Origin of the sequence: Burkholderia sp. AU39826 (assembly GCF_020419965.1) — a bacterium.
Taxonomy (GTDB): Bacteria; Pseudomonadota; Gammaproteobacteria; order Burkholderiales; family Burkholderiaceae; genus Burkholderia; species Burkholderia semiarida.
On record NZ_JAIZQG010000012.1, the window covers coordinates 91,002 to 116,979 of the forward strand.

Consider the following 25,978-nt stretch of genomic DNA (forward strand, 5'->3'; position numbering starts at 1 on the left):
TTTATTGTGCGCCTACGCGCGTATTGGTGAACCGTTGCCACGCGACGACCGCAACGACGCCGCATGCGAGCACGGCAGCCATCGCGGCGAAGGTGTGTCGCACGCCGAGCGCCTCGGACGCGCTGCCGACGAGCAGGTAACCGAACGGCATCGTGCCGTTGTAGGCCATGCCGTACATCCCGACGAGCCCGCCACGCACGTGCTCCGGACACTGGCGCTGAATGGTCGCGTTCGTCGACGTGGCCGCGAACGTGAGGCTGAAGCCGAGTGCATAGAACGCGGGGATCGATCCGGCCGCGTCGGTCGTCGCGGCCAGCACGGCCAGCGCGCCGACCGCCGTCCACGGCGCATACGCGATGAACCGGTGCGACGCGCGCGGCCCGAGCGCCGACGACAGCAGCACCGCCGCGCTCAACGAGCCGGCGCCGGCACAGGCGAAGAACACGCCGGTAAAGCGCGCCGCATCGTGAAAGCCTTGGTCCGCGAGCAGCGGCACGAGCGTCTGGTAGCTGCCGGCGAACAGGCCGATGCACGCGAGAATCGGCAGATAGCGGGCCGAAAACGCATCGGACAGCACATAGCCGACCGCATCGCGCAGGCCGCTTTCCGCGCGGGACGGGCGGTCCACCGACCCGGCCCTGATCGACCGCACGCACGCCGCCATGAAGCACAGCGCGAGTGCATAGATCGCAAACGACGTCCGGGGCCCGAGCGTCGGATAGACGAATCCGGCGATGGTCGGGCCGACCATGCGCCCGACGTTGTAGACCATCGTGTTCATCGCGACCGCGTTGGACGTGTGCGTCGCATCCTGCAGACTCGTCAGCAGCAGCACCTGCCGCGCCGGCGTTTCCACCGCGCTCGACACGCCGATCGCGAGCGCATGCGCGAGGATCAGCTTCACGCCGAGCAGGCCGAGCAGCGACCACGTGAAGAGGCTGCCCGTCAGCAGCAGCGACGCCGTCAGCACGCCTAGCGTCACGCGGCGCGCGTTGGCCGAGCCGATGCGGGAGCCCGCCACCGGCGCGACGATCAGCTGCGGCCCGTACAGCAGGAAGTTGAGCAGCGCGAGGATCGCCGCCGAGCCCGACAGGTGATAGATCAGCAGATTCAGCGTGACGTTCTGCGTCCAGCTGCCGAGCACCGATGCGACCTGCCCGCTCAGATAGCGCCGCAGCGATGCCTCCGACAGCGCGGGAAACAGTCTGCTCACCCACCCCGCTTGCGTTGCCACGTTCATGACAGCGCCTTCCCGCGCGTTTCCGGCGCGAACAGCACGACCGCGGCCGCGGCGACGAATGCGACGATCGTCGTCGCGAGCCCGAGCACGAACCCGCCCGACGTCGACGCCAGCGAACCGATGACCAACGGCGCGATGAAACCGCCGAGCCGGCCGCCGTTGTACGCGAGACCCATGAAGAAGCCGCGCGATGCCGTGTTGCCGATGATCTCCGCGAGGAACGGGCCGGCGCCCGCGAAGATGCCGTTCACGCTGAAGCCGGTCAGGAAGATCGCGGTCATCAGCAGCAACGGATTCGCCGACACGATGTACACGCCGACGGCCATCGCACCGACCAGCAGGTAGGCCAGGAACATCGGACGCCGGCCGATCCGGTCGACCCATGCCGAGAACAGCAGGAACCCGGTGATCGCACCGAACTGCAGCGCCAGCACGAACTTCAGGCTATGCACGAAGTCGAGGTGCTTCACCATGACGAGGAACGTCGGCGTCCACGTGAATACGCCCCAGTACAGGTACTGCAGAAAGAAGATGAAGCAGAACGCGATGAACAGGCCGCGCACGTTCAGCTTCTCGTGACCGGCCGCGTCGGACTTGCGGGCCTGCGACTTCGCGTGCCGGCGTTCGAGCCAGATCGGTGATTCCGGCGTCTTGCGCGCGACCCAGAACAGGATGAAGAACGGCGATGCACCGATCAGGAACAGCAGACGCCAGCTGTCGCCGCCCAATCCGCCATGCACGGCGCCGACGATGCCCGAGATCGCGATCGCGAGAATCGCGCCGATCGGCAAGCCCATCTGCATCAGCGCACCGCCCTTGCCGCGCCGGCTCGGGTGCCAGGTCTCCGCGATGAGCGCCGCGCCGGCGGTCCAGGTTCCGCCCATGCCGAGCGCGCCGAAAAAGCGCAACGCGGCGAACGCGTGCGCGTCGGGCGCGAACGCGATCAGGCCGGAAAACAGCGAGTAGATGCCGACGCAGAGCAGCGCAGTGCGCACGCGCCCGATCCGGTCCGACACGAAGCCGAACAGAATGCCGCCGACGATCTGTCCGGCCGCCGTGACGCTCGTGAAGATGCCGAGCTGCGCCTTGCTCAGTCCGAACTGCAGCGCGAGCGTCGGCAGCAGCAGCGACAGCAGGAACGAGTCGTAGCTCTCGAACGTCCAGCCGAGCCCCGCGAGCGACAGCGAACGCCACTCGATACCGGTCACGCGCGTGAACCCTTTCTCCGCGGCTGCGGATGCCATTTCCTGCGTCGCCACGGTTGCACTCGTCTTCATCAGTTGTCTCCGGGAATCGCTATGCGATACGTCGATGCGGCCGTCCGGCTGAACAGCGCGGCCTTTTCATCGGCTGACATCGCCGACGCGAGTCGTTTGAAGGCGTTCCACAGCACGCGATAGCCGAACATCCCCTTGTCGACGGGGAAGTTGCTTTCGAACATGCAGCGATTGACGCCAAAGCATTCGACGCAGGTGTCGAAGTACGGCTGCCATGCCGCGGCCAGTTCCTGCGACGACGGCGGCAGCGCGCGCGCGGCGAAGTCGAAACCGAACACGGTCATGCCCGCGCCGCCGAGCTTCATGCGCGTGTTCGGCAGCGCGGCGAGGCGCGCGAGTTGCCGTTTCCAGTGCGCATGAACTTCCGCGCGCCGACCAGCATGCGGGCCCACGCCGAGCGGACCGCCGAAATGGTCGATGACGACGGTGACGTCCTCGCATGCGCGCGCGAGTTCGTACAGGTCGTCGAGCTGCGTGTGATAGACCCACGCGTCCAGCGACAGCCCGTAGCGGCCAAGCGTCGTCACGCCCTGTCGGAAAGCCGGATCCGACATCCGGTCGCGCGGCGGCATCACCGGGCTGGATCGCACGTCGGGGCTCGCATGCCACGCGAGCGGATTGCGGATCCCGCGCAGCCTCCCTCCGGACACCTGCAGCATCGTGTCGAGCACCGCATCGAGTTCCGCGCCGAGCGACAGATCGGCGCCACCGACGATGGCCTCGCAGCACCGCGCGGGACCGTATGCGCCGCTGTCGAACATCGCGGCGATGCCGCTCGCGAATTCCACTTCGCCCACCGGCCTGAATGCGTCCGGCCCGCTTGCACGCAACATCGATCGGCACTGCACGTAGACCGTCGACACGACCCGATGCCCGCTGCGCACGTCGGCACCGAACTCGTCCGCGAGATAGCGACCGGTCTGTCGGTCCCACAGGTGGTGATGGGCGTCGACGATGGCAAGCTCGGGTTCGAGTACCGGCTCGTCGCGCAAGGCGAGCCACTCAGGCCGGATGGGAAGGTGGGGCGCATGAACGGTCTGCATCGCGCTCGCCTCAGAACTTCTGGCGCATGCCGATCACCACGCCCGTCTGGTTGTGATCGGGCGCGACCGTGCCATAGCCGTTCACGCCGAGCGCGGAGCCGCCCTTGTTGCGCGCGAAACCGGCCGTCGCATAGATATCGGTACGCTTCGACAGCAGATAATCCGCACAGAGCACGGCGAGCCACGGATCGGCACGGGTCGAATGCACGTCCTGGTAATAGGCCGTTGCCGTGACCACGAACGCCGGCGACACCGTGTATTGCGCGCCGGCCCAGTACAGGTTCGCGGCGCTCGCTTCGGAACCGTTCGCGATACGGATCGGGTTCGCAGGGAGGAACGCGTTCGACGCATGAAGATAGCGATAACCGGCGAACCCCTTCACCGGTCCGATCGCATACGACGCGGCGGCCGTCGCGCGACGCTCGGTGCCGGTGTTGGTCGCGACGGTGTTGCTGTTGCGCTGCTCGTACGACACGCTCGCGGCGAGCGGTCCTTGCGAGAAAGTCAGCGCCCCGCTGAAGAAGCGGCCGGTGAGTTGCGCGCCCGGCACCTCGGCGCCATACCCGGTGTCGTAGCGGGTGCTATACATGGCCTGCGCCGTCAGCGGACCGAACACGCCGGTGTACTTCGCTGAATTGTCGATACGCGCGGCCGCCGCGTAGTCGAGCGACAGCAACGAATACCGTGACGACGCACCCATCGGGTCGAAGGCCACGGCCTGTTCATAGAAGAGCGAGTTCTGGCGGCCGAACGTCAGCTGCTGACCTCGGTACGACAGCCCGACCCACGCCTGCCGGCCGAAAATCCGCGACGTCGTGGCGGCATTCGAGCCGAGGCCTTTCGTCGACTGCGCGGTCGTGCCGTCATTGATGTTGAAGCCGTCTTCCAGCTGGAAAATGGCCTTCATGCCGCCACCGAGATCCTCGACGCCCTTCAGTCCCCAGCGCGATCCGGACAGATTGCCCGACGCTTCGCGCGTCTGCGCGCCGCCGGTACTCGTATTGTTGATGTGCTCGATACCGACGTCGGCAATGCCGTACAGCGTGACGCTGCTTTCTGCATGCGCGGCGCCGCACCACGAGGTCGCGCTCGCGACGGTGAGGGCGCCGAGCACGAAGCGGGAGGTCGGGCGGGTATTCCGGCTGGCCTGATTCGACAACATGAAGTCTCCAAACTTGTTTTATGGGTGGGGCCGACGAAGAAAAATTCACGGCTCGCGGGCGACAGGCGCTTCGCCGGCGCCCGAGCCCGGATCGCCGAGCCACGCGATGGTCAACGCGCCGAGCAGCAGCACGCCCGACACGGCGATGAGCGGCGCGGTGAAGCCGCCGGAAAATTGCTTGAGCGCGCCGATCAGCGACGGCCCGACGAAGCCGCCGAGATTGCCGACCGACACGATCAGCGCCAGTCCGCCCGCGGCGGCCCGGCCGGTGAGGAATCCCGACGGGATGGCCCAGTAGGTCGCCTGGAACGCGAGGATCCCGCTCACCGTAGCGCACAGTGCGATCAGCTTGAAAACCGGCGCATGAATGAAGGCGCTCGCACACAACGCCACGGCGGCGATTGCCAGTGCACCGGCGACATACGGAATGCGGTTGGCAGCGCGATTGGCGAGACGCGCCCACCAGAGCATCACACCGGCGCCGATCGCATACGGAATGGCCGTCAGCCAGCCGACCACCGCGTGTTCGACGCCGAACTGCTTGATGATCTGCGGCATCCACAAGCCGACGCCGAGCGAGCCGACGATCCCGCAAAAGTTGACGAACGCGAGCACGAACACGCGCCAGTTCGTCATCGCGTCGCGCAGTTTGCTGCCGTGCTTCGCGCCGATGTCGCGCTGCTCGAACGCGAGGCGCTTCGCGAGCGACGCCTTCTCTTCGTCACTGAGCCACGCGGCTTTCTCGGGACGGTCGGCCAGCACGAACAGGCACGCGATGCCGAGTATCACGGCCGGGACGCCTTCGATCAGCAACAGCCACTGCCAGCTGCGCAGCCCGTGCAGGCCGCCGAGTTCGAGCAGCGCACCGGAAATCGGCGAACCGATCATGTTCGCGACGGGGATGCCGACGAGGAATGCGGCCGTCACCTTCGCGCGCCACTTGCCGGGAAACCAGTGCGTGAAATACAGATAGATGCCGGGCGTGAACCCCGCCTCGGCGAGCCCGAGCAGAAAACGCGCCGCCGCAAAGCTCTTCGGTCCGACGACGAACGCCGTCGCCATCGAGAACAGGCCCCACGTGATCATGATTCTCGCGATCCACACGCGCGCACCGACCTTCTGCATGATCAGGTTGCTCGGAATCTCGAACAGGAAATAGCCGATGAAGAACAGGCCGGCACCGACACCGAACTGCTCGGCCGTGAGACCGAGATCCTTGTTCATCGTGAGCGCGGCAAAACCGACGTTGGTCCTGTCGAGATAGCTGATCACGTAGCAGACGAAGATGAACGGCAGAATGCGCCGGAACGCCTTCGCGAGCGTGCGCTCGCTGGCCGCGTAATCGTCGCCGGCCAGACGCTCCGCGAATGGCGCGTCGGCGCGCGGTGCGTCGGCGTCGGCATGCAGCGCGTGCGAAACGGTCATGCTTGTCTCCTTCGTCGCGCGGCTGGCGGCGCGATCTTTCGGCATGCGGGCGGGAAGCCGACGAGCGGCTTCCCGGCTCGGCTCGTGGGTCTCAGTCCTGCTTCGCTGCCTGTTTCGGCAGCGGGCCGGCAATGCTCATGTCCGCTTTCAGGATGGAACCGGACGTCGATTCGGTGATGAAGAGCGTCTTCATGTCCGGGCCGCCGAAGCACACGCTCGTGAGCGACGCGCCTTTCGTCCCGGTCAGGATCTCGACGGGCTCCGCGCAGTGGTTGAGCACCCACACGCGGCCGAGCCCCGGATTCGCGACGAACAGGCGGCCGTCGAGATCGACGGTGAGGCCGTCGGGGCCGCTCGGTCCGTAGGACGTGAAGAACGGGCTGACCTTGGTGACCGATCCGTCGGCCTGCAGCGGCATGCGCCACACGGCATTGCCGCGCGTCATCGCGACGAACAGCACCTTCTCGTCGCGCGACAGGACGAGCCCGTTCGGGCTCGGGCAGGTGCCGAGCAGCATGTCGAGCTTGCCGTCTGGCGACAGCCGATACACGCGGCCCGTCGGATCGTGCAGCCCGGTCTGCCCTTGATCGGTGAAATAGATGTTGCCGGCCGAGTCGAACGTCAGGTCATTCACGCCCTTGAAGCGCTCGGTGTTGCGGCGCTCGAGATACGGGCGCACTTCACCGCGCTCGATATCGAGCAGCATCAGACCGTTCCGGTAGTCGGTGATGATCAGGTGCGATGCGTCGAAGCGCTTCATCCCGTTGGGCTCGCCGTCGTATTCGACGACGAGATCCCAGTCGCCCGACGGCGAAATGCGGAAGATGCGCCCGTGTGGAATGTCGGTCACGAACAGATAGCCGTCCGGATCCCAGACCGGCCCTTCGAGAAAGGAATCCGTGACCATGCCGCCGCGATTCGCGCGCGCCCATTCCGTGCGGACGTCCGGCTTGCGGAACTTTTCCGGCATGCGCGTGAACACTTCGGCTTCGCGCACGTCGGGACTCGTCAGATAAAACATGCGTACCTCGATGTTCGGGGTTCAAGCCGCGCTGTGCGCGCGTTCGTCCAGCACCGCGAGAACGTTGGCGGCCGCGCCCTTGCCCATGTTCACGTACGCGGCATCGCTCACGCCGCCGATATGCGGAGACAGAATCACGTTGGGGATCTGCTGGAACGGATGCGGCACCGTCATCGGCTCGACGTCGAAACTGTCGAGCCCGGCCGCGCGCAAGTGGCCGCTCGCCAGCGCGTCGGCAAGCGCGGCTTCGTCGATCAAGCCGCCGCGCGCGGTATTGACGACAATCGCCCCGCGCTTGAAACGCGCGAGCGTGTCGCGGTCGAGCATCCGGCGGTTGTCGGCCGTCAACGGACAATGCAGCGACACGACGTCCGATTCCGCGTACAGCCTGTCGAGCGGTACGAGCTTCACACCGGCCGGCGCTTCCTTCGCGAACGGATCGAACGCGAGCACCTTCATGCCGAACGCCGCGCCGATCGCGGCCACGCGCCGGCCGATCGCGCCGAGTCCGACGAGGCCGAGCGTGCGCCCGTCGAGTTCGACGGACTTGTGCGTCGACTTGTCCCAATGACCTTCGCGCATGCGGATATCGAGCTGCGGAACCGACTTCGCGCATGCGAGCATCAGCGCCCAGGTGTGCTCGGCGACGGCGGCCGCATTCGCGCCGACCGCGGCGCGCACCGCGATGCCGCGTGCGGCGGCAGCGTCCTGATCGATCACGTCGATGCCGCTGCCGTGCTTCGAGATCACCTGCAGGTTTTCGGCCGCGTCCATGATGCGGGCGTTGACCTTGCCGTACCGGACGATGATCGCGACCGGCTTGTGCTGGGTGCAGAGCGCCACGATGTCGTCTTCGGTCGGTTGCTTGCCGGCGAACACGACGTCGAACTGCGCAAGCATCTCGAGCGCTTGCGGCGCCAGGTCGGCAGCGGTCACGAGGACTACGGGCTTGTGCGAAGCGGTCTGCATCACAGTGCCTCGCCTTCGGCCAGCATGCCGGCTGCGCGCAGTTCCTTCTCGATCCAGCCCGGACGAAGGTCGCCCTTGTGGATGGCCGCGATACGCGCGGTTTCGAAGTCGAGCTTTTTCTGCGCCAGATCGACGAGACGCGCGACGTCGGCGCGCGCAATGACGACGACGCCGTCGGCGTCGCCGACCACCAGGTCGCCCGGATTCACCGTCGTGCCGCCCAGCGAGATCGGCGCATTCACGCGCCCGGCGATGCTTTTGGTCGGGCCGCACGGATTGAGGCCGGCCGCGAAGATCGGGTAGTCGCCGTTGGCCAGTTCGTGCGCGTCGCGCACCGCGCCGTCGATGACGATGCCGGCGATGCCGCTCGCCTTCGCCTGCGCCGCCATGATTTCGCCGAGCAGCGCGCACGAGATGTCGCCCTTGCCGTCGACCACGACGACGTCGCCCGGCTTCGCAACGGCGAGCGCCGCATGGATCGCCAGGTTGTCGCCCGCGCGGACTTCGACCGTGACCGCCGGGCCGGCGACCTTCATCTTCGGCGACAACGGCCGCACGCGGCCATGCACCGTGCCGCGGCGGCCCGCGACGTCGGCCAGGATCGCGGCCTGGTAGTGCGCGGCCGCCTGAACGAGTTCAGGCGAGACGCGTTCGATGTCGCGATTGATCGAAGAAGTGCTGGCGGATGTCTTGCTCATGATTCGACCTCGGGTTGTGCGTTGTACTCTGTACAACGCTGGTGTACGTAGTGAAATCACTATAGCCAGAGGACGCGCGTCATGGCACTGGCGTTTACCCTTTTACGTGGTAAACCGGCGTTTTACTCTGTACAATTCCAAGTGAATGACGACGGGAGAGAATGAATGGGAAACGATGGGGTCGTTGCCGTGGAAAAGGCACTTTCGCTGCTGGACTGCTTCAAGCCCGGCGCCGAATCGCAATCGCTCGCGATGCTGTCGCAGGCATCCGGCATGCACAAGACGACGGTCTATCGGCTCATGAATTCGCTGGAGCGAATGGGCTATGTCGTGCGCGCGCAATCCGGCAACTATTCGCTCGGACATCGCGTGCTGTACCTCGGCAAGCTGTACGAGCAGTCCTTCCACCTGTCCACGGTGGTCGAACCGGCGCTGCATGCGCTGGCCGCGCTGACGAAAGAAAGCGCATCGTACTACGTGCACGACAGCGGGCAGCGGCTCTGCCTGTTTCGGGTCGAACCGTCCGAAGGCCTGCGTGAAACGCGGCTCGCGGGGACGATGCTGCCGCTCGACGACACGGCCATCAGCCAGGTGATCCGTTTCTGGGGGCTCGGCGAACCGATCTATGACAAGCCGCCCGCACTGCCCCTCTTCACCGCCGGTGCGCGCGATGTGCACACGGCAGCGTTCGCGGTGCCGATCTTCGGCGCCGGCGACAAGTTCATGGCGGCGCTGACGCTTTCCGGTCCTGCATCCCGCCTCAGCGTCGCGCACGAGTCGGGCGAGCTGGATCGACCGCAACTGGATGCGGCCGCCGATCTCTCCCGGAAGCTGGGGGCGAGTGTCGCGCTCTGCGAGAACGTCTACGGCACCTGATCGCCGCTTCGACACAGGCAGGGCTCAGGTCGACGAGCCGTTCGTCGCCTGACTGCGCACACGCTCGCACGACGCCATGCTCGCGCGCTGCGGCATGACGAATGCATCGCCGCACCGACGCGACGGCCCGTCCGACCGGCTCCGCTGAGGAAACCGGTCGCGACGGCAGTCGACTCGGCTCGCGCCAGCGACGCGGTCGAGGCGCTCGACGCGCCGCCCGCGACGACGCCCCCCCTTACTCGACCGCCTTCAACGCCTCCAGCCCATCCGGCAGCTTCGCGTCCGGAAACTGCGTGGACAGCGTGGCGTCCCGCCACCGCGCGGCCTCTTCCGCGCGCTGCCGCTCCGCCTGCTCGCAGACGAACAGTGCATCGCCGCCGAGCAGCAGGCGCAGCGGCACGTCGTCGCGGCGCGACAGGTCGACGATCAGCGCCGCGATCCGGGCGGGATCGCCGATCTCGTGGCCGCCATACGCGCCGAGCAGGTCGAGGATCTTCCCGACCGACGGTTGATAGTCGGGCAGCAGATCGTCGATGTCGCGCTTCGCCTGCGCGGCCCAGTCGGTGCGCATGCCGCCCGGTTCGAGCGTGCACACGCGCACGCCGAATGGCGCGGCTTCCTTCGCGAGCACGTCGCTGAATCCGCCGACCGCCCACTTCGCGGCCTGATATGCGGACAGTCCGGGCGTCGCCGTACGCCCGCCGACCGACGACACCTGGAAGATGTGCCCCGCGCGCTGCGCACGCATCGTCGGCAGCACCGCGCGCGTGAGGTTGACCACGCCGAACAGGTTCGTTTCGATCTGGTCGCGGAAGGCTTCGGCGCTCATCTGCTCGAACGGCGCCGTGTGGCCGTAGCCCGCGTTGTTCACCAGCACGTCGATACGGCCGAACGCCGCGCGCGCCGCCGCGACGGCTTGCGCGGCCGCCGCTTCGTCGGTGACGTCGAGTTCGACCGGCAGCAGCCGGTCGCCATACCGTTCGGCCAGATCGGCCAGTCGCGCGGGATCGCGCGCGCCGGCCACCAGCCGGTCCCCCGCTGCCAGCACCGCTTCCGAAATGGCGCGCCCGAGGCCGCGTGCGGCCCCCGTTACCAACCAGACTTTCGACATTTTCCACTCCTTGATCGTGATGAAACCATCAAAATGAATGATTACTCACTCATTAATATGGGCGACGCGTCGATCGTTCGTGACCTGCGCCGTCCTGCCTGCCCCACCCCGCCGTCGCCGCGGCACATACCGCCACGACGCCATTCCTCGACTCACACCGCGTGCAACACCGCCCACAACGCGCGAAACCCGGCTTCCCGGTATGCATCGGCGCGCGCCGGATCGCGGGCGATCGACTCCATCGCCGTTTCCGCGATCGACGTAAACAACGCCGAGCAGAACGCATGCGCTTCGTCGCGGCTCAACGCGCCCGACGCGGCGACCTGTTCGCGCAGCAGCGCGCCGATCCCGCCGAAGCCTTCCGAGCCCGCGGCCCGATGCGCATCGTCGATGCGCCCGCTCACGCCCAACTGCCGCAGCGCGCGCCGGCCGTCCGGATTCGCGACGCCCCACGACACATAGCCGTTCCACGCATGCCGCACCGCCTGCTCGGCCGGCGCATGATCGGGAAACCCGGTCATCATCGCTTCGCGCATGTCGGCCTTCAGGCTCACGTACAGCGAGTTCAACAACGCATCCTTGGTCTCGAAGTACGTGAACACCGTGCCTTCCGCCACGCCGGCAAGCCGTGCGATGCGCGCGGTGGTCGCGCTCGCGCCGTCCTCGGCGAGCGCGCGCGCGGCCGCCGCGAGGATGGCTTCGTGCTTGTCGGGACTGCGCGGTCGGGCCACGGTCGATTCCTTTAATGAGTGAGTGCTCAATCATAATCGACCCATCATCGAAAATGCAAGCCCCGTTACATCGCGCGAACACAGACGCAAACCATCAAAACGGTGCACTATTAGCGTTTTGCCGTACCGGCGCCGGCCAACCGGCGCCCGATGCCCTCGACGTTCGTTTCACGTTCACCGTTTCAAACCGCGAACCTCCCATGACGAATCAGCCTTCCCAGACCGCGGCCGACCGGCCCGTCGACATGATCATTTTCGGCGGCGGCGGCGACCTGGCCGCCCGCAAGCTGTTGCCCGCGCTGTACATGGCGCACCTGCACTGCAATCTTCCGCCCGAGACGCGCATTATCGCCGTCGGCCGCCGCGACTGGGGCATCGACGGCTATCGCAAGTTCATGGACGAGCAGTCGCGCCCGTTCATCGACGCGAAGGCGTTCGACGCCGACGCGTGGGCCCGCTTCCTCGACCTGTTCAAGTACGTGCTGATCGACGTGAACGCGCCGGACGACTATCAGCGGCTCGCGGAAGCGGCGCGCGGCGAGGCCGTGCGCGTGTTCTACCTGTCGACGTCGCCGGAACTGTTCACGACGATCTGCGACTACCTGTCGGCCGCGCACCTCGTCGACGCGCATTCGCGCGTCGTCCTCGAAAAGCCGCTCGGCCACGATCTCGCTTCCGCGAAGGCGATCAACGACGCGGTCGGCAAGCACTTCGAGGAATCGCAGATCTACCGGATCGACCACTATCTCGGCAAGGAAACCGTGCAGAACCTGATGGTGCTGCGCTTCGGCAACCCGATCTTCGGGCCGCTGTGGCAGGCGCCGAACATCCGCAGCGTGCAGATCACGGTCGCGGAGACGGTCGGCGTCGGCAGCCGCGCGGGCTTCTACGACCATACCGGCGCGCTGCGCGACATGGTGCAGAACCACCTGCTGCAGCTGCTGTGCATCGTCGCGATGGAGCCGCCCGTGTCGCTCGACCCGGACGCGGTGCGCGACGAGAAGCTGAAGGTGCTGCGCTCCCTGCGACCGATGTCGCTGTCGGACGTCGCGCGCGACACGGTGCGCGGCCAGTACACGGCCGGCGCGGTCGACGGCCAGCCGGTCAAGGGCTATCTCGAGGAAGACAACGTGCCGGCGGACAGCCGCGCGGAAACCTTCGTCGCGCTGCGCGCGCACATCAACAACTGGCGCTGGGCGAACGTGCCGTTCTTCCTGCGCACCGGCAAGCGGCTGCAGCGCCGCCAGTCGGAAATCGTGATCGAGTTCGCGGACATGCCGTTCTCGATCATCCCGACCGGCCCGCGCAATTACGGGAACCGCCTCGTGATCCAGCTCCAGCCGGAAGAGTCGATCCAGTTGCAGATGCTCGCGAAGGAACCGGGCAGCGGCATGAACATGGTGCCGGTGAGCCTGAATCTCGACCTGCAGCAGGCGATTCCGGAACGGCGCGCGGAAGCGTACGAACGGCTGCTGATCGACGTGATCCGCGGCCGCCTCACGCATTTCATGCGCCGCGACGAGCTCGAAGCCGCGTGGTCGTGGGTCGAGCCGATCCTCGACGGCTGGAAGCAGCTCGGCGACCGGCCGCGCCTGTACACGGCCGGCACGTTCGGGCCCGCGGCCTCGTCGGCGCTGCTCGCGCGCGACGGGATGTCGTGGGCCGAAGAGGCGTAATCGCAGCACGACGGCGTGCCGACGCGCGGCACGCCGGCTCCCGAAGGGCAGCGCCGCCTGCCCTGCGTCGCTACTGCGGCTCCATCCACGCGGCCTTGCGCCGCGCCCGCCCGTCACCGCCGCTGCCGCCGCCCAGCACCTCGATCAGATAGTCGACGAACGACGCGATCCGCGACGAGATCGCGGTATTGCGGTAGTACACCGCGTGAATCGGCTGCTGGACGTCGAGCGTCTGGCGCGCGAGCACCTGCACCAGCCGCCCCGCATCGCGATCCTGCGCGGTCACGAAATCGGACAGGCAGACGACGCCCGTGCCCTCCAGCGCAAGCTGCCGCAGCGTTTCGCCGCTCGACGAATACACGTCCGGCTCGATGCGGTACGCTTCGCCGTCCGCGCCGAGGATCGGCCATACGTTCAACGATTCGGGCTGCGTGAAGCCGAGCAGCGTGTGCCTGTCGAGATCCTCGACCTTGCGCGGCTGGCCGTGCGCTTCGATATACGCGGGGCTCGCGAGGATGCGCAGCCGGCTGTTGCCGATGCGCCGGCTGTGCAGCGTCGAATCCTTCAGCCGGCCGATCCGGACCGCGACGTCGGTGCGCCGCTCCAGCAGATCGGTGATGCCCTCGTTGCTGTTCAGTTCCAGCTCGACCTTCGGGAAGCGCTCGCGGTAGCCGCGCACGAGCGGCACGATCACGTGCAGCATGAACGGCGTCGCGGCGTCGACGCGCAGGCGCCCGGACGGCATCTCGCGCCGCGCGAGCATCTGCTCCTCCGCGTTCTCGACCGATTCGATGATCGCGCGCGCGTTCTGCAGGAACGCGCGCCCTTCCTCGGTCAGTTCGAGCCGGCGCGTGGTCCGGCGCAGCAGCGTGGTCTTCAGCTTTTCCTCGAGCCGCGCGAGCGTGCGGCTCGTCGCCGACACGGTGAGATCGAGCTGCTGGGCGGCCGCCGTGATCGAACCGGTATCGACCACGGCGGTAAAGGCCTGGAGTTCGTCGAGGGTGGTCTTCATTGTTGAGTTGAAATCAAAACAATTTGGTTTATAGACGAGTTTTTCAGCAAAAGTAAAGCCGGCACACTGCGATCCATTCCTACTGAAACCCGGATCCCGTCATGCCACTCGCGTTGCTTGCGCTGACCATCAGCGCCTTTGCCATCGGCACCACCGAATTCGTGATCGTCGGGCTGATCCCGACGATCGGCGCCGACCTCGGCGTCAGCCTGCCGTCCGCCGGCCTGCTCGTCAGCCTGTACGCGCTGGCCGTCGCCATCGGCGCGCCGCTGCTCACCGCGCTCACCGGCCGCGTGCCGCGCAAGGCGCTGCTCGCCGGGCTGATGGCGCTCTTCACCGTCGGCAACCTCGTCGCGTGGCAGGCGCCGGGCTACGAATCGCTGATCGTCGCACGCGTGCTCACCGGCCTCGCGCACGGCGTGTTCTTCTCGGTCGGCTCGATCATCGCGACCACGCTCGTGCCGAAGGAGAAGGCCGCCAGCGCGATCGCGACGATGTTCAGCGGCATGACCGTCGCGTTCGTCGCCGGCATTCCGCTCGGCACCTTCATCGGCCAGCACTTCGGCTGGCGCGCGACGTTCCTGATCGTCGCGCTGTTCGGCCTCGTCGCATTCGTCGGCGCAGTCGCCTTCGTGCCGCGCGCGCTGCCGCAGACGCCGCCGGCCCCCCTCGCCCGCCAGTTGCGCGTGCTGGCCCAGCCGCGCTTGCTGCTCGTCTATGCGATGACGGCGGTCGGTTACGGCGGCTCGCTGATCGCGTTCACGTACATGGCGCCGCTGCTCGAACGGATCGCCGGCTTCACGCCGTCGCAGGTCAGCCTCGTGCTGGTCGGCTACGGCGTATCGGTCGCGGTCGGCAACGTGTGGGGCGGCAAGCTCGCGGACGCCGTCGGCCCCGTGAAGGCGCTCAAGCGGATCTTCCTGCTGCTCGCGATCGTGCTGCTCGCGCTGACCTTCACGATCCACGTGAAATGGCTCGCGGTGCTGACGATGCTCGCGTGGGGCGCCGTGGCGTTCGGCAACGTGCCGGGGCTGCAGGTGTACGTCGTCAAGCAGGCGCGCCACTTCGCGCCGGACGCCGCCGACGTCGCATCGGGCTTCAACATCGCCGCCTTCAACCTCGGCGTGGCCGGCGGCTCGTCGCTCGGCGGCCTGATCGTCGCGAACGTCGGCCTCGGCCACACCCCGTGGATCGCCGCCGTCGTCACGCTCGGCGCGTTTGCACTCACCGCGTTGAGCGGCCGTCTCGACCGCCGCCACGGGTTGCCGGAACGCACGGCCGAACCCGTCGAACTCGCGCATTGAACGTCACTTTTTTGCAGGAGCAACCCAGCATGAACGCATCGACCCAACGTCCGCCGTTCGCCGGCAAGACATTCGAAGTCCGCTACGACGGCCTCACCGCGCTCAACGCGTACGACGAGGACGGCCTTCATATGCGCTACGAGATCACCGAAGGCCCGTATGCGGGCGCGAAAGGTGAAGTCGAATACACGTGGCAGCGCGTGGCCGGCGAGACCTACGCGATCTCGTGGCAGGAAGCCGATCGCGCCACCGTCGTGCATGTCGACGACTTCGCCGCCGGCACGTCGCGCTCGTTCTTCACCGCGGCGTCGCTCGACTTCTACCGGCTCGACGGCAGCCTGCGCGCGGTCTGAACGGAGCAACCCGATCATGTCCCCCTCTCTCGACAAGCTCGCCGCCGGCGGCTTCAGCATCGGCGTCGAACTGCCGCTCGACAACGACTGGACCGCGTCCGGCAACGCGAAACGCCGGCATGACGGCCGCCACCCCGGCGTGCCCGACCTGGAAATCCACGCGGAGCTCGCGCAACTGGCCGACACGCTCGGCTTTCGCGCGCTCTGGGTGCGCGACGTGCCGCTGTACGACCCGTCGTTCGGCGACGCCGCGCAGGTGTTCGAAACGTTCTCGTATCTCGGCTACCTCGCCGGCATCACGCGCGACATCCTGCTCGGCACGGCCGCCGTCGTGCTGCCGCTGCGCGAACCGCTGCTGACGCTGAAATCGGCCGCGACGATCCAGGAACTGAGCCGCGGGCGCCTGCTGCTCGGCGTCGCGAGCGGCGACCGGCCGGTCGAATATCCGCTGTTCGGCCGCGACTTCGCGTCGCGCGGCGCGAACTTCCGCGACCAGATCGCGTTGCTGCGCGACGGCGCACGCGGGCATCTGCCGCCCGGCCTGGAAGTGCTGCCGGCCGCGCGCTCGCCGGTGCCGCTGCTCGTCGCCGGCCTCGCTCAGCAGACGCCCGCGTGGATCGGCGAGCACATGGACGGCTGCCTCGCGTATCCGGGCACGCCGGCCGACCACGCGCAGCGCGCCGCGAACTGGCGTGCGGTGGCCGGCGACAAGCCGTACGTGAGCTTCATCCACCTCGACCTCGCGGAAGATCCGCACGAACCGCTGCAGCGGCACCGCTTCGGCGCGCGCGCGGGACGCATCGCGCTGACGGAAGAACTCGCGGCGATGCGCGACGCGGGCGTGCGGCACATCGGCCTGCATTTCCGCCGCAACCGGCGGCCGCTCGACGAGACGATGGCCGAGATCGCATCGGACGTGCTGCCGGCGTTCCATTCGATCACGGATCCGCAGGCGCGCGTCGCATAAGGCCGCCACGGCCCGCACGCGCCCGCGACACGCCCGATATTTGATTTGAAGTCAAATATTTTTGACCTCTAAAGGCGTTTATTTCATCAGTCTCAAGCGCCAGAATGATTCGCATACCGCAACCGTTCCCCTCTTCCAGGAGCACACGATGAGCAAGATTCCGGCCTTCGGCCTCGGTACGTTCCGCCTGCAAGGCCAGGTCGTCGTCGACTCGGTCCGCAACGGCCTCGAAGTCGGCTACCGCGCGATCGACACCGCGCAGATCTACGGCAACGAAGCCGAAGTCGGCGAAGCGATCGCCGCGTCGGGCGTGCGCCGCGACGACCTGTTCCTCACGACGAAGATCTGGGTCGACAACTACGCGCCGGACAAGCTGGCGGCCAGCCTCGAGGAAAGCCTGCGCAAGCTGCGCACCGACTATGTCGACCTGACGCTGATCCACTGGCCGGCCCCCGGCAACGGCGTGTCGATCGACGCGTTCATGACCGCGCTGGCGGACGCGAAGGCGAAGGGCCTCACGCGCCAGATCGGCATCTCGAACTTCAACATCGCGCTGACGAAGGAAGCGATCGCGGCCGTCGGCAAGGACGCGATCGCGACGAACCAGATCGAACTGAGCCCGTACCTGCAGAACCGCAAGCTGGTCGAGTTCCTGAACGCCGAAGGCATTCACGTGACGTCGTACATGACGCTCGCGTACGGCAAGGTGCTCGGCGATCCGGTGATCGGCGCGATCGCGCAGCGTCACGACGCGACGCCGGCGCAAGTCGCGCTCGCATGGGCGCTGCAGCTCGGCTACTCGGTGATTCCGTCGTCCACCAAGCGCGAGAACCTCGCGAGCAACCTGCTCGCGCAGACGCTGCGCCTGACCGACGAAGACATGGCGCAGATCGCCGCGCTCGAGCGCAACGGCCGCGAAGTCGACCCGGCCGGCCTCGCGCCGCAGTGGGACTGAGCGCGCCGCACCTTCATCCGACATGACCCGTCCGCAGCCCGCCGGCCGCGGCACCGACAGGAATTCACCATGACCCAGGACCCGCTTTTCCAACCGCTGCGACTCGGCGCGCTGACGCTGCCGAACCGCATCGTGATGCCGCCGATGACGCGTTCGCGCGCGAGCCAGCCCGGCGACGAAGCCAACGAACTGATGGCCGCGTACTACGCGCAGCGCGCGAGTGCGGGCCTGATCGTCAGCGAAGGCACCTATATCGCGCCGCTCGGCAAGGGCTACGCGTGGACGCCCGGCATTCACACGCCGTCGCAGGTCGCCGGCTGGCGCAAGGTGACGGACGCCGTGCATGCCGCGCACGGCCGCATCTTCGCGCAGCTGTGGCACGTCGGCCGGCTGAGCCACACGAGCCTGCTCGGCGGCGCGCAACCCGTGTCGTCGTCGCCGCTCCAGGCGAAGGGCGTAAACGTGTTCATCGCCGGCGAAGACGGCAGCACGCCGGGCTTCGTGCAGGCCTCCGAGCCGCGCGCGCTGTCGGTCGACGAGATCCGCGAGATCGTCGGTCAATATCGGACCGCCGCCCGCCATGCGATCGAGGCCGGCTTCGACGGCGTCGAGCTGCATGGCGCGAACGGCTACCTCGTGAACCAGTTCATCGACTCGAACGCGAACACGCGCACCGATCAGTACGGCGGCTCGCTCGAGAACCGGCTGCGCTTCCTGCGCGAAGTCACGCAGGCGCTGATCGAAGGGACCGGCGACGCGTCGCGCGTCGGCATCCGCCTCGCGCCGCTGACCACGCTGAACGGCTGCGTCGACGACGACCCGGAAACGACCTATCTCGCCGCCGCGAAGCTGCTCGGCGAACTCGGCGTCGGCTACCTGCACATCGCGGAAGCCGACTGGGACGACGCGCCGCTGATGCCGGTCGCCTTCAAGCAGCAATTGCGCGCCGCGTTCCCGGGCGTGCTGATCTATGCCGGCGCGTACACCGCCGAGCGCGCACGCGAAGCGATCGCCGCCGGCTGGGCCGACCTCGTCGCATTCGGCCGCCCGTTCGTCGCGAACCCCGACCTGCCCGAACGGCTGCGCACCGGCGCCGCGCTCGCGCCGCACGATCGCAACACGCTGTTCGGCGGCGGCGCCCACGGCCTGACCGACTACCCGACGCTCGCGCAAGCCGCGGCGTAACGCGCGACAGGAGCCCCGAATGAAAGCAACGCTCGCCCGGCTCGCGCTCGCCGCGATCCTGCCGTTCGCGGCCGCGCACGCTGCCCACGCCGCCACGTCGGCCGCGGCGGCCGACTGGTATCCGTCCGTCTATGGCGCCGATGACGAAATCGGCGCGGCCAACCTGCTGACGCCCGACGTCGTCAAGCAGGCGGTCGGCCTCGTGAAGGCCGGCAAGACCTATCCGCTGGCCGTGCCGGTGGACAAGCACCTGCCGGCGTTCCGCCATCGCAGCTTCCGGCTGTACAACGTGCAGGTCGGCCAGCAGGCCGGCGAGAGCCTCGGCCCGAACAAGTTCACGTTCAACGACGAACTCGTCAACGCGTGGACCGGCGTCGGCACGCAGCTCAACGGCATCGGCCACATCGGCATCGACAACGTGTACTACAACGGCAACCGGGCGGCCGATTTCGTGACCGTCGACGGCGTGAAGAAGCTCGGCGTCGAGAAGGTGCCGCCGATCGTCACGCGCGGCGTCGTGCTCGACATGACCGCCCGCTACGGCAAGCCGATCGTGCCGGGCGGCACCGAATTCACGGTCGCCGACATCCAGGCCGTGCTGAAGCAGCAGGGGCTGACGCTGCGCAAGGGCGACGTCGTGCTGTTCAACACCGGCTGGCTCGAGCTGATCGGCAAGGACGACAAGCAGTTCCTCGACGTCGAGCCCGGCATCGGCATGGAAGCGGCGAAGTGGCTGGCCGATCAGGGAATCGTCGCGTTCGGCGGCGACACGTGGGCGTCGGAGGTCTATCCGAATCCGCACACGCGGGACGAATTCCCGGTCAACCAGTACATGCTCGCGAAGCGCGGCATCTACAACCTGGAGTTGATCGACAGCCGCGCGCTGGTGCGCGACAAGGCATGGGAATTCCTGTTCGTGCTCGGCCAGCCGCTGTACGTCGGCTCGACGCAGGTCAACATCAACCCGGTCGCGATCCGCTGATCGCGGGTCCGCTCCTTCGGCAATCGCGGCGACTATCGCCGCGATTGTCATTTCCGCATTGCAGCCTGTGCGATCGGCGTCTAACGTTGACGGGATCGACGTCGTACGACCGTCACCCGACCTGAAAGGACGCCCCGTCATGCCAAACCGATCCCCGACACGCGACATGCTGCTGGCCCTTGCGGCCGGTCTTTCCCTGGCGGCTTTTACCGCGCCCGCACACGCCGACGAGGCTGCCGGCCTCGCGCCGTCGGCGCCGGCCACGCCGGTGCTGGCGACCACCGCGACCGGCGTGCAGATCTATTCGTGCGAATACGATGCCGACCACCGGCTCGCGTGGGCCTTCAAGCGCCCGGAGGCGACGTTGTTCGATGAAAACGGCACGCTCGTCGTGCGGCACGGCGCGGGGCCGTCGTGGGAAGCGCTCGATGGCAGCCGTATTACCGGCAAGAAGCTCGCGGAAATGCCGAGCGCAAGCGCGGCCAGCATTCCGCAACTGCTGCTCGCGGCGACGCCGGCCGCAACCGGCACGCTCGCCGGCGTGCGCTTCGTGCAGCGGCTCGACACGGCGGGCGGCACGCCGCCGGCCGCGACGTGCACGACCGAGCATGCGGTCGGCCGCTTCCCGTACTTCGCGCGCTACGTGTTCCTGAAGTGACGCGCAAGGCGGCGCAAGCAACCGGCATCATCCCGTCGCCTTTCGCTGCGCTTCCATTTAATCAGGGTTCCTATATTTGATACGGGGAAGCGTGAAATCGTCCACGCCCTCGTTCCGCCTGGTCAGCGTGTCCGCATCGACAATTCGACGTCGCCGCCGAACGGCACCGACAGATAGCCGTTTTCCGGCGCGCGCACGTAGGCAAGATAGTCGGGGCTGTATTCCGCGTTGTCGGCCACGACGAATGCCCCCGCCCTGAGCCGTGGCTCGACCCGCGCGAGAATCTCCGGATACAGCGCCTTCGCCCCGTCGAGCAACAACAGGTCGACCGAATCCGGCAGATCGGCGGCCAGCGTGTGGAGCGCATCGCCTTCGCGAATCTCCACGAGATCGGCCAGTCCGGCTGCCGCCAGGTTGGCCTGCGCGCGTACGACCTTCGACGGCTCGAATTCGCTCGTGATCAGCCGCCCACCGCCGTTGTCGCGCAGCGCGGCCGCCAGATGCAGCGTCGAAATGCCGAACGACGTGCCGAATTCGACGATTGCCTTGGCATTGCCGCTGCGCGCGAGCATGTACAGCAGCATGCCCGTCTCGCGCGACACGGGAAGCGGGTAATCCTTCAGGCGCGCATACAGATCGGCGTAGTCGGTCTTGCTGCGCATCAGCCGCGCCTGCTCGTCGCGCGACACGTTGGCGAAGGCCGGGCTCGTCGCGGGCGACGACGCGTCGGCTTCGTCGAACAGGCGCGCCAGCAGCGAAGCCAGCGGGTCGAGCATCAGGGTGGTCATGCGAATCTCCGGTATCGGGTTGAGTGCGTCGTTGCACCCGACTAGAATATGACGAATCATTCAGGTTTTACTATTCGCATTGGCAAACCGCTCATGACCCACCGCCGAAACGCCCCGATCGCCACGCGCAAGCTGCCTCGGCAGGCGCGCTCGACCCGTCTCGTCGAGGACGTCCTGCAGGCGGCTATTCAGGTTTTGGCGAGCGAGGGCGCGCAGCGCTTCACGATGGCGCGCGTCGCGGAGCGGGCCGGCGTGAGCGTCGGCTCGCTGTACCAGTACTTCCCGAACAAGGCGTCCGTGCTGTTCCGGCTCCAGCACGACGAGTGGCGGCAAACGCACGACATGCTGTGCGGGATCCTGCAGGACACTCGGAAGACGCCGCCCGAGCGCGTGCGCGCCGCCGTCCACGCGTTCATCCGTTCGGAATGCGACGAGGCGCCGATGCGGATCGCTCTCGACGACGCCGCCCCGCTCTATCGCGACGCCCCCGAGGCGCAGGCAGTGAAGGCCGAGGGCAACCGGGTGTTCACCGCGTTCATGCGCGAAGCGCTGCCCGACGTGCCCGACGCCACGCATGCGCTCGCGTGCGAACTGATCCTGACGACGCTCACGACGGGCGGCAAGGCGTTCTCCGAAACCGCGCGCACCTCGGCGGAAATCGACGCGTACTCGGACGCGATGGCCGACATGTTCTGCGCGTATCTCGCCCATCTCGCGCGCAGTTGAGGCCCGCGCCGGGACGGAGACCGCGCATGCGCGCTGGCCTTCCGGGCCGCGCTGAAAGTCATTCGTAATACCCAACGCCCCGCCCGCCGCCCCCGCATTCAAATAGTCGCCTTAACGGATTCGAACTAGGCGTATACACGCGTGTCGGCGCGGCGGAGCCCCGTCGCACGCCGATATAAGCGCTGCGACATGCGCTGCATGCTCGTCCCCCGATGGGACGTGATGGGCGGCTCGCCTAACCTTCGCTACGGCAAGGCACACGCGACGGGGTCGACCACGGCACGCGTCGTCCGACGCGACACCCTCGCGATCGTTTCGATTCGAGCGTAACGACACGCATCGCGCGTCGTTCGTCCCCACGACGTTGCCGAACAATCCCAACCAGATACGAGACACCCTGACGACGGTTCGCAACGGGCCGTTTCAGCATGCTGATAAAGGAGCAAGCTCATGAGTGATACCCCGGTGCAGCCGACGGTCGGCGTCGGCGCGGAAGAAACTGACTTCGGCGCCCAGGGAGTCATCGACCGCTATTTCGGCATTTCGTCGCGCGGCAGCACGCAGCGCCGCGAGATCATTGCCGGCGTGACCACGTTCCTCGCGATGGTCTATTCCGTGTTCGTCGTGCCCGGCATGTTCGGCAAGGCCGGTTTCGACACGAGCGCCGTGTTCGTCGCAGTGTGCGTCACCACCGCGTTCGGCTCGCTGCTGATGGGCCTGTGGGCGAAGCTGCCGATCGCGATCGGCTGCGCGATCTCGCTGACCGCGTTCACCGCGTTCGGCCTCGTGCTCGGCAAGGGGCTGCCTCCGACGGTCGCGCTCGGCGCCGTGTTCCTGATGGGCCTCGTGTTCACCGGCATCTCGATCACCGGCGTGCGTTCGTGGATCCTGCGCAACCTGCCCGCGGGCGTCGCGCACGGCACGGGCATCGGCATCGGCCTGTTCCTGCTGCTGATCGCGTCGAACGACGTCGGCCTCGTGATCAGGAACCCGGGCGCCGGCCTGCCGGTCTCGCTCGGCCAGATCACCGCGTTCCCGGTCATCATGTCGGTCATCGGGCTCGCCGCGATCTTCGGCCTCGAAAAGCGCCGCGTGCCGGGCGGCATCCTGCTCGTCGTGATCGCGATCTCGGTGTTCGGCCTGATCTTCGATCCGGGCGTGAAGTACCGCGGCATCTTCGCGCTGCCGTCGCTGAGCGCGCCGGGCCACGCATCGCTGATCGGCGCGATGGACATCAAGGGCGCGCTGTCGATGGCCGTGCTGCCGAGCGTGCTCGCGCTGGTGATGACCGCCGTGTTCGACGCGACCGGCACGATCCGCGCGGTCGCGGGCCAGGCCGGCCAGCTCGACGAGAACGGCCGCATCATCAACGGCGGCCGTGCGCTGACCGCCGATTCGGTCAGCTCGATCTTCTCCGGCTTCCTCGGCGGCGCGCCGGCGGCCGCCTACATCGAGTCCAGCGTCGGCGTGGCCGCCGGCGCCAAGACGGGGCTCGCGGCCGCCGTGGTCGGCTTGCTGTTTCTCGTCGTGATGTTCTTCTCGCCGCTCGCGGGCCTCGTGCCGTCGTATGCGACGGCACCCGCGCTGATGTACGTCGGCCTGCTGATGCTCGGCAGCGTGAGCAAGCTGCACATGGACGACATGGTCGACGCGATGTCGGGCCTCGTGTGCGCGGTGTTCATCGTGCTGACCGCGAACATCGTGACGGGCATCATGCTCGGCTTCTCGACGCTCGTGATCGGCCGCCTCGCCAGCGGCGAATTCCGCAAGCTCAACGTCGGCACCGTGCTGATCGCGGCCGTGCTCGTCACGTTCTATCTCGGCGGCTGGGCCATCTGAGCGCACGCCATGCGCGACGTCGCCGGCACGAAGGCGGCGCGCATCGGGACGAGATCGTCTCCTCCACCATCGGCGTCGATGGTCTGCCGGCCTGGGAACGCGAGTTTCCAGGCTTTTTTTGCCGGTGCGGCGCGGCATGACGCCCGTCGCGAAAACGGCGCGCTCCCCCGCCCCGTCAGAACGGCTTGATCACGGCCAGCCCGACGACGAGCGCCATCGCGACGATCACCGCGCCCGCCGTCCGCCCGAGCCACGGCGCCGGCACGGCGACGAGATCGTCGCGCTCCATGCGCCGCAGCGTGCCGGCCAGGATTCCGTGCAGCACCGACAGCGCGACGACGAGCGCGAGCTTCGCCGACAGCCACGCGGCGCCGAACCAGTGGCCGCTCAACGCGAGCGCGATGCCGGCGATCCAGACGATCGCGAGCGCGGGCGCCGTCACCGTGCGATCCCAGCGCCGCACCGCGCGATGCACGGCGAGGTTCGCGATACGGACCGCGACGGACGACAGCAGCAGCCCGCCGACGAACGTGACGACGGCGACCAGATGCACGGCCTTCAGCACCAGGTAAATCATCGCGCGTGCCGCCTGCGCGCGATCCAGCCGGCGCTCGCCAGACCCGCGAACGGCACCACGGCCGACAGCACGAGCCGCGCGACCTCGCCCTTGCTCCACAACCCGCTCGACGCGGTGCCGACCACCGCCCACACGTACATCGCGAACGCGATGCCGTGAACCGGGCCCATGATCGATACCGCGACCGGATACCCGGCCAGGTGCTTGAGCGGCACGGCGACGCACACCAGCACGACGAGCGTGGCCGCTTCCAGCAGCGACAGGTATTGCAGGTTCCGCAACGCGTTGCGATCGTCTTGGTTCATCGGCAGGCCTCCAGGTGGGTCCGCCGCGATTGTCGCGTGTGGTGCCGGGTCGAGCCATTGGCTAGAATGACATCTTTCAACGGATTCTGGCCACGGCCGCGAACGCCATGCATACGGTCGCCGTTCTTGCCTTGCCCGATGTCGTCCCGTTCGATCTCGGCGTCGCCTGCGACACGTTCGCGCGCGTGCGGGCGCCGAACGCCGCGCAGGCGTACCGTGTACGCGTATGCAGCGAGCAGCCGCGCGTCGGCGGCGACCTGTTCGAGTTGCGCCCGCCGTTTCGCCTCGATGCGCTGGCCGACGCCGACACGATCATGGTCCCCGGCACGTCGGTGCCGCTCGCGCCCACGTCGCGCCGCGTGCTCGATGCGCTGCGCGCGGCGGCCGCGCGCGGGCGCCGGATCGCGTCGATCTGCAGCGGCGCGTTCGTGCTCGCGGAGGCCGGGCTGCTCGACGGCCTGCGCGCGACGACGCACTGGCTCGCGGCCGCCGAACTCGCGCGCCGCTACCCGAACGTCGACGTCGATGCGAACGTGCTGTTCGTCGACAACGGCCGGATCCTGACCTCGGCCGGCGCGGCGGCCGGTCTCGATCTGTGCCTGCACATGATCCAGGCCGACTATGGCGCGGCCGTCGCCGTCGACGCGGCCCGCAGCGCGGTGGCGCCGCGCGTGCGCGAAGGCGGGCAGGCGCAGTTCATCGCGCCCGAATGGCCGGCCGGCGGCGACGGGTTGCACGACCTGATGGACTGGCTGCACGCGAACCTGCGCCAGCCGCTGACGCTCGACGCGATCGCGCGCAAGGCGTCGACCAGCGTGCGCACGCTGACGCGGCGCTTCCAGGAGCAGACAGGCACGTCGCCCGGGCAATGGCTGCAGACCGCGCGCGTCAGGCATGCGCAGCAGTTGCTGGAGGTGACCGAACTGTCGATCGAACATGTGGCGACGGAAGCCGGGTTCGGTTCGGTCACCGCGTTTCGCGAGCGCTTCTCACGCATCGTCGGCACGTCGCCGCAACGCTATCGGCAGGCGTTCCGCGCACGCGCCGACGCGTGACGTGCATCCGGATCGCCGCCTGAATCCGAACCCGCCGCCCCCT

Annotated in this window: 26 protein-coding genes; 12 read left to right on the top strand and 14 right to left on the bottom strand. The window is 67.7% G+C overall.

What is annotated here, in order from left to right; all coding sequences use genetic code 11:
- Position 1 precedes the first annotated feature (1 nt).
- The 8 genes from LGM42_RS20495 to LGM42_RS20530 form a co-directional block, all read right to left on the bottom strand.
- The gene (locus LGM42_RS20495; protein ID WP_226233046.1) at positions 2-1,240 is read right to left on the bottom strand and encodes an MFS transporter; all 1,239 of its coding nucleotides are present in this window, start codon (positions 1,238-1,240) and stop codon (positions 2-4) included.
- Positions 1,237-2,517, bottom strand: a complete 1,281-nt coding sequence (locus LGM42_RS20500) for an MFS transporter (protein ID WP_060317225.1) — start codon at positions 2,515-2,517, stop codon at positions 1,237-1,239. Before LGM42_RS20500 ends, LGM42_RS20495 begins: the two co-directional genes overlap by 4 nt.
- A complete protein-coding gene (locus LGM42_RS20505) occupies positions 2,517-3,560 on the bottom strand; it encodes an amidohydrolase family protein (RefSeq protein WP_060317228.1) in 1,044 nt (347 codons plus the stop codon). Before LGM42_RS20505 ends, LGM42_RS20500 begins: the two co-directional genes overlap by 1 nt.
- A gap of 10 nt (positions 3,561-3,570) precedes the next feature.
- Positions 3,571-4,722 carry a porin gene (locus LGM42_RS20510; RefSeq protein WP_226233047.1) on the bottom strand — a complete coding sequence of 384 codons (1,152 nt, stop codon included), beginning with the start codon at positions 4,720-4,722 and terminating at the stop codon, positions 3,571-3,573.
- Positions 4,723-4,767: 45 nt separating this feature from the next.
- Entirely contained in the window at positions 4,768-6,147 is a 1,380-nt protein-coding gene (locus LGM42_RS20515) for an MFS transporter (RefSeq protein ID WP_226233048.1), read from the bottom strand.
- Positions 6,148-6,238: 91 nt separating this feature from the next.
- Positions 6,239-7,168 carry an SMP-30/gluconolactonase/LRE family protein gene (locus LGM42_RS20520; protein ID WP_060317234.1) on the bottom strand — a complete coding sequence of 310 codons (930 nt, stop codon included), beginning with the start codon at positions 7,166-7,168 and terminating at the stop codon, positions 6,239-6,241.
- A 21-nt stretch (positions 7,169-7,189) separates the two neighbouring features.
- The gene (locus tag LGM42_RS20525) at positions 7,190-8,137 is read right to left on the bottom strand and encodes a hydroxyacid dehydrogenase (RefSeq protein ID WP_060317237.1); all 948 of its coding nucleotides are present in this window, start codon (positions 8,135-8,137) and stop codon (positions 7,190-7,192) included.
- Positions 8,137-8,835 carry a methyltransferase gene (locus LGM42_RS20530; RefSeq protein WP_060317240.1) on the bottom strand — a complete coding sequence of 233 codons (699 nt, stop codon included), beginning with the start codon at positions 8,833-8,835 and terminating at the stop codon, positions 8,137-8,139. Before LGM42_RS20530 ends, LGM42_RS20525 begins: the two co-directional genes overlap by 1 nt.
- A gap of 165 nt (positions 8,836-9,000) precedes the next feature.
- Between LGM42_RS20530 and LGM42_RS20535 the strand changes: the two genes are divergently transcribed.
- Entirely contained in the window at positions 9,001-9,711 is a 711-nt protein-coding gene (locus LGM42_RS20535; protein WP_060317244.1) for an IclR family transcriptional regulator, read from the top strand.
- A gap of 235 nt (positions 9,712-9,946) precedes the next feature.
- Here LGM42_RS20535 and LGM42_RS20540 read toward each other — a convergent pair whose 3' ends face one another.
- Both LGM42_RS20540 and LGM42_RS20545 read right to left on the bottom strand, forming a co-directional pair.
- Entirely contained in the window at positions 9,947-10,822 is an 876-nt protein-coding gene (locus LGM42_RS20540; protein WP_060317247.1) for an SDR family NAD(P)-dependent oxidoreductase, read from the bottom strand.
- 152 nt (positions 10,823-10,974) lie between these two features.
- Complete coding sequence (locus tag LGM42_RS20545) at positions 10,975-11,553, bottom strand: TetR/AcrR family transcriptional regulator (protein ID WP_060317249.1); 579 nt, start codon at positions 11,551-11,553, stop codon at positions 10,975-10,977.
- 200 nt (positions 11,554-11,753) lie between these two features.
- Here LGM42_RS20545 and zwf point away from each other — a divergent pair, with 200 nt between their 5' ends.
- Entirely contained in the window at positions 11,754-13,229 is a 1,476-nt protein-coding gene (gene zwf / locus LGM42_RS20550) for a glucose-6-phosphate dehydrogenase (protein ID WP_226233049.1), read from the top strand.
- 70 nt (positions 13,230-13,299) lie between these two features.
- On the opposite strand, the gene LGM42_RS20555 is transcribed toward zwf, so the two are convergent.
- The gene (locus tag LGM42_RS20555) at positions 13,300-14,241 is read right to left on the bottom strand and encodes a LysR family transcriptional regulator (RefSeq protein ID WP_226233050.1); all 942 of its coding nucleotides are present in this window, start codon (positions 14,239-14,241) and stop codon (positions 13,300-13,302) included.
- 101 nt (positions 14,242-14,342) lie between these two features.
- Here LGM42_RS20555 and LGM42_RS20560 point away from each other — a divergent pair, with 101 nt between their 5' ends.
- The 7 genes from LGM42_RS20560 (at position 14,343) to LGM42_RS20590 (ending at position 20,645) form a co-directional block, all read left to right on the top strand.
- Entirely contained in the window at positions 14,343-15,545 is a 1,203-nt protein-coding gene (locus LGM42_RS20560) for an MFS transporter (protein ID WP_226233051.1), read from the top strand.
- A gap of 29 nt (positions 15,546-15,574) precedes the next feature.
- Positions 15,575-15,898 carry a MoaF-related domain-containing protein gene (locus LGM42_RS20565; RefSeq protein WP_059641514.1) on the top strand — a complete coding sequence of 108 codons (324 nt, stop codon included), beginning with the start codon at positions 15,575-15,577 and terminating at the stop codon, positions 15,896-15,898.
- 16 nt (positions 15,899-15,914) lie between these two features.
- Complete coding sequence (locus tag LGM42_RS20570; protein ID WP_226233052.1) at positions 15,915-16,865, top strand: LLM class oxidoreductase; 951 nt, start codon at positions 15,915-15,917, stop codon at positions 16,863-16,865.
- 148 nt (positions 16,866-17,013) lie between these two features.
- Entirely contained in the window at positions 17,014-17,820 is an 807-nt protein-coding gene (dkgB, locus tag LGM42_RS20575; protein WP_059581975.1) for a 2,5-didehydrogluconate reductase DkgB, read from the top strand.
- Positions 17,821-17,889: 69 nt separating this feature from the next.
- The gene (locus LGM42_RS20580) at positions 17,890-19,005 is read left to right on the top strand and encodes an alkene reductase (protein WP_059581972.1); all 1,116 of its coding nucleotides are present in this window, start codon (positions 17,890-17,892) and stop codon (positions 19,003-19,005) included.
- A gap of 19 nt (positions 19,006-19,024) precedes the next feature.
- Positions 19,025-19,987 (top strand): cyclase family protein, encoded by a 963-nt coding sequence (locus LGM42_RS20585; protein WP_226233053.1) that lies wholly within the window; start codon positions 19,025-19,027, stop codon positions 19,985-19,987.
- Between the two features lie 139 nt (positions 19,988-20,126).
- The gene (locus LGM42_RS20590) at positions 20,127-20,645 is read left to right on the top strand and encodes a DUF3455 domain-containing protein (RefSeq protein ID WP_226233054.1); all 519 of its coding nucleotides are present in this window, start codon (positions 20,127-20,129) and stop codon (positions 20,643-20,645) included.
- 122 nt (positions 20,646-20,767) lie between these two features.
- On the opposite strand, the gene LGM42_RS20595 is transcribed toward LGM42_RS20590, so the two are convergent.
- Positions 20,768-21,433: an O-methyltransferase gene (locus LGM42_RS20595; RefSeq protein ID WP_226233055.1), complete on the bottom strand. Its 666-nt coding sequence runs from the start codon at positions 21,431-21,433 to the stop codon at positions 20,768-20,770.
- A 48-nt stretch (positions 21,434-21,481) separates the two neighbouring features.
- Here LGM42_RS20595 and LGM42_RS20600 point away from each other — a divergent pair, with 48 nt between their 5' ends.
- Positions 21,482-22,159, top strand: coding sequence for a TetR family transcriptional regulator (locus LGM42_RS20600; protein WP_226233056.1), 678 nt, complete (start codon positions 21,482-21,484; stop codon positions 22,157-22,159).
- Positions 22,160-22,609: 450 nt separating this feature from the next.
- Positions 22,610-23,998 (top strand): NCS2 family permease, encoded by a 1,389-nt coding sequence (locus tag LGM42_RS20605; protein ID WP_059581961.1) that lies wholly within the window; start codon positions 22,610-22,612, stop codon positions 23,996-23,998.
- A 175-nt stretch (positions 23,999-24,173) separates the two neighbouring features.
- On the opposite strand, the gene LGM42_RS20610 is transcribed toward LGM42_RS20605, so the two are convergent.
- Positions 24,174-24,575, bottom strand: coding sequence for a CopD family protein (locus tag LGM42_RS20610; RefSeq protein ID WP_089465827.1), 402 nt, complete (start codon positions 24,573-24,575; stop codon positions 24,174-24,176).
- On the bottom strand, positions 24,572-24,880 hold the full coding sequence (locus LGM42_RS20615) for a DUF3817 domain-containing protein (protein ID WP_059581956.1): 309 nt from the start codon (positions 24,878-24,880) through the stop codon (positions 24,572-24,574). Before LGM42_RS20615 ends, LGM42_RS20610 begins: the two co-directional genes overlap by 4 nt.
- 107 nt (positions 24,881-24,987) lie before the next feature.
- Here LGM42_RS20615 and LGM42_RS20620 point away from each other — a divergent pair, with 107 nt between their 5' ends.
- Positions 24,988-25,935, top strand: coding sequence for a GlxA family transcriptional regulator (locus LGM42_RS20620; RefSeq protein WP_059581954.1), 948 nt, complete (start codon positions 24,988-24,990; stop codon positions 25,933-25,935).
- Positions 25,936-25,978 lie beyond the last annotated feature (43 nt).

Excerpts from the sequence above, each read along its gene's own strand:
- LGM42_RS20495 (WP_226233046.1), bottom strand. The coding sequence starts at position 1,240 with ATGAACGTGGCAACGCAAGCGGGGTGGGTGAGCAGACTGTTTCCCGCG.
- LGM42_RS20500 (WP_060317225.1), bottom strand. The coding sequence starts at position 2,517 with ATGAAGACGAGTGCAACCGTGGCGACGCAGGAAATGGCATCCGCAGCC.
- LGM42_RS20505 (WP_060317228.1), bottom strand. The coding sequence starts at position 3,560 with ATGCAGACCGTTCATGCGCCCCACCTTCCCATCCGGCCTGAGTGGCTC.
- LGM42_RS20510 (WP_226233047.1), bottom strand. The coding sequence starts at position 4,722 with ATGTTGTCGAATCAGGCCAGCCGGAATACCCGCCCGACCTCCCGCTTC.
- LGM42_RS20515 (WP_226233048.1), bottom strand. The coding sequence starts at position 6,147 with ATGACCGTTTCGCACGCGCTGCATGCCGACGCCGACGCACCGCGCGCC.
- LGM42_RS20520 (WP_060317234.1), bottom strand. The coding sequence starts at position 7,168 with ATGTTTTATCTGACGAGTCCCGACGTGCGCGAAGCCGAAGTGTTCACG.
- LGM42_RS20525 (WP_060317237.1), bottom strand. The coding sequence starts at position 8,137 with ATGCAGACCGCTTCGCACAAGCCCGTAGTCCTCGTGACCGCTGCCGAC.
- LGM42_RS20530 (WP_060317240.1), bottom strand. The coding sequence starts at position 8,835 with ATGAGCAAGACATCCGCCAGCACTTCTTCGATCAATCGCGACATCGAA.
- LGM42_RS20535 (WP_060317244.1), top strand. The coding sequence starts at position 9,001 with ATGGGAAACGATGGGGTCGTTGCCGTGGAAAAGGCACTTTCGCTGCTG.
- LGM42_RS20540 (WP_060317247.1), bottom strand. The coding sequence starts at position 10,822 with ATGTCGAAAGTCTGGTTGGTAACGGGGGCCGCACGCGGCCTCGGGCGC.
- zwf (WP_226233049.1), top strand. The coding sequence starts at position 11,754 with ATGACGAATCAGCCTTCCCAGACCGCGGCCGACCGGCCCGTCGACATG.
- LGM42_RS20555 (WP_226233050.1), bottom strand. The coding sequence starts at position 14,241 with ATGAAGACCACCCTCGACGAACTCCAGGCCTTTACCGCCGTGGTCGAT.
- LGM42_RS20560 (WP_226233051.1), top strand. The coding sequence starts at position 14,343 with ATGCCACTCGCGTTGCTTGCGCTGACCATCAGCGCCTTTGCCATCGGC.
- LGM42_RS20565 (WP_059641514.1), top strand. The coding sequence starts at position 15,575 with ATGAACGCATCGACCCAACGTCCGCCGTTCGCCGGCAAGACATTCGAA.
- LGM42_RS20570 (WP_226233052.1), top strand. The coding sequence starts at position 15,915 with ATGTCCCCCTCTCTCGACAAGCTCGCCGCCGGCGGCTTCAGCATCGGC.
- dkgB (WP_059581975.1), top strand. The coding sequence starts at position 17,014 with ATGAGCAAGATTCCGGCCTTCGGCCTCGGTACGTTCCGCCTGCAAGGC.
- LGM42_RS20580 (WP_059581972.1), top strand. The coding sequence starts at position 17,890 with ATGACCCAGGACCCGCTTTTCCAACCGCTGCGACTCGGCGCGCTGACG.
- LGM42_RS20585 (WP_226233053.1), top strand. The coding sequence starts at position 19,025 with ATGAAAGCAACGCTCGCCCGGCTCGCGCTCGCCGCGATCCTGCCGTTC.
- LGM42_RS20590 (WP_226233054.1), top strand. The coding sequence starts at position 20,127 with ATGCCAAACCGATCCCCGACACGCGACATGCTGCTGGCCCTTGCGGCC.
- LGM42_RS20595 (WP_226233055.1), bottom strand. The coding sequence starts at position 21,433 with ATGACCACCCTGATGCTCGACCCGCTGGCTTCGCTGCTGGCGCGCCTG.
- LGM42_RS20600 (WP_226233056.1), top strand. The coding sequence starts at position 21,482 with ATGACGAATCATTCAGGTTTTACTATTCGCATTGGCAAACCGCTCATG.
- LGM42_RS20605 (WP_059581961.1), top strand. The coding sequence starts at position 22,610 with ATGAGTGATACCCCGGTGCAGCCGACGGTCGGCGTCGGCGCGGAAGAA.
- LGM42_RS20610 (WP_089465827.1), bottom strand. The coding sequence starts at position 24,575 with ATGATTTACCTGGTGCTGAAGGCCGTGCATCTGGTCGCCGTCGTCACG.
- LGM42_RS20615 (WP_059581956.1), bottom strand. The coding sequence starts at position 24,880 with ATGAACCAAGACGATCGCAACGCGTTGCGGAACCTGCAATACCTGTCG.
- LGM42_RS20620 (WP_059581954.1), top strand. The coding sequence starts at position 24,988 with ATGCATACGGTCGCCGTTCTTGCCTTGCCCGATGTCGTCCCGTTCGAT.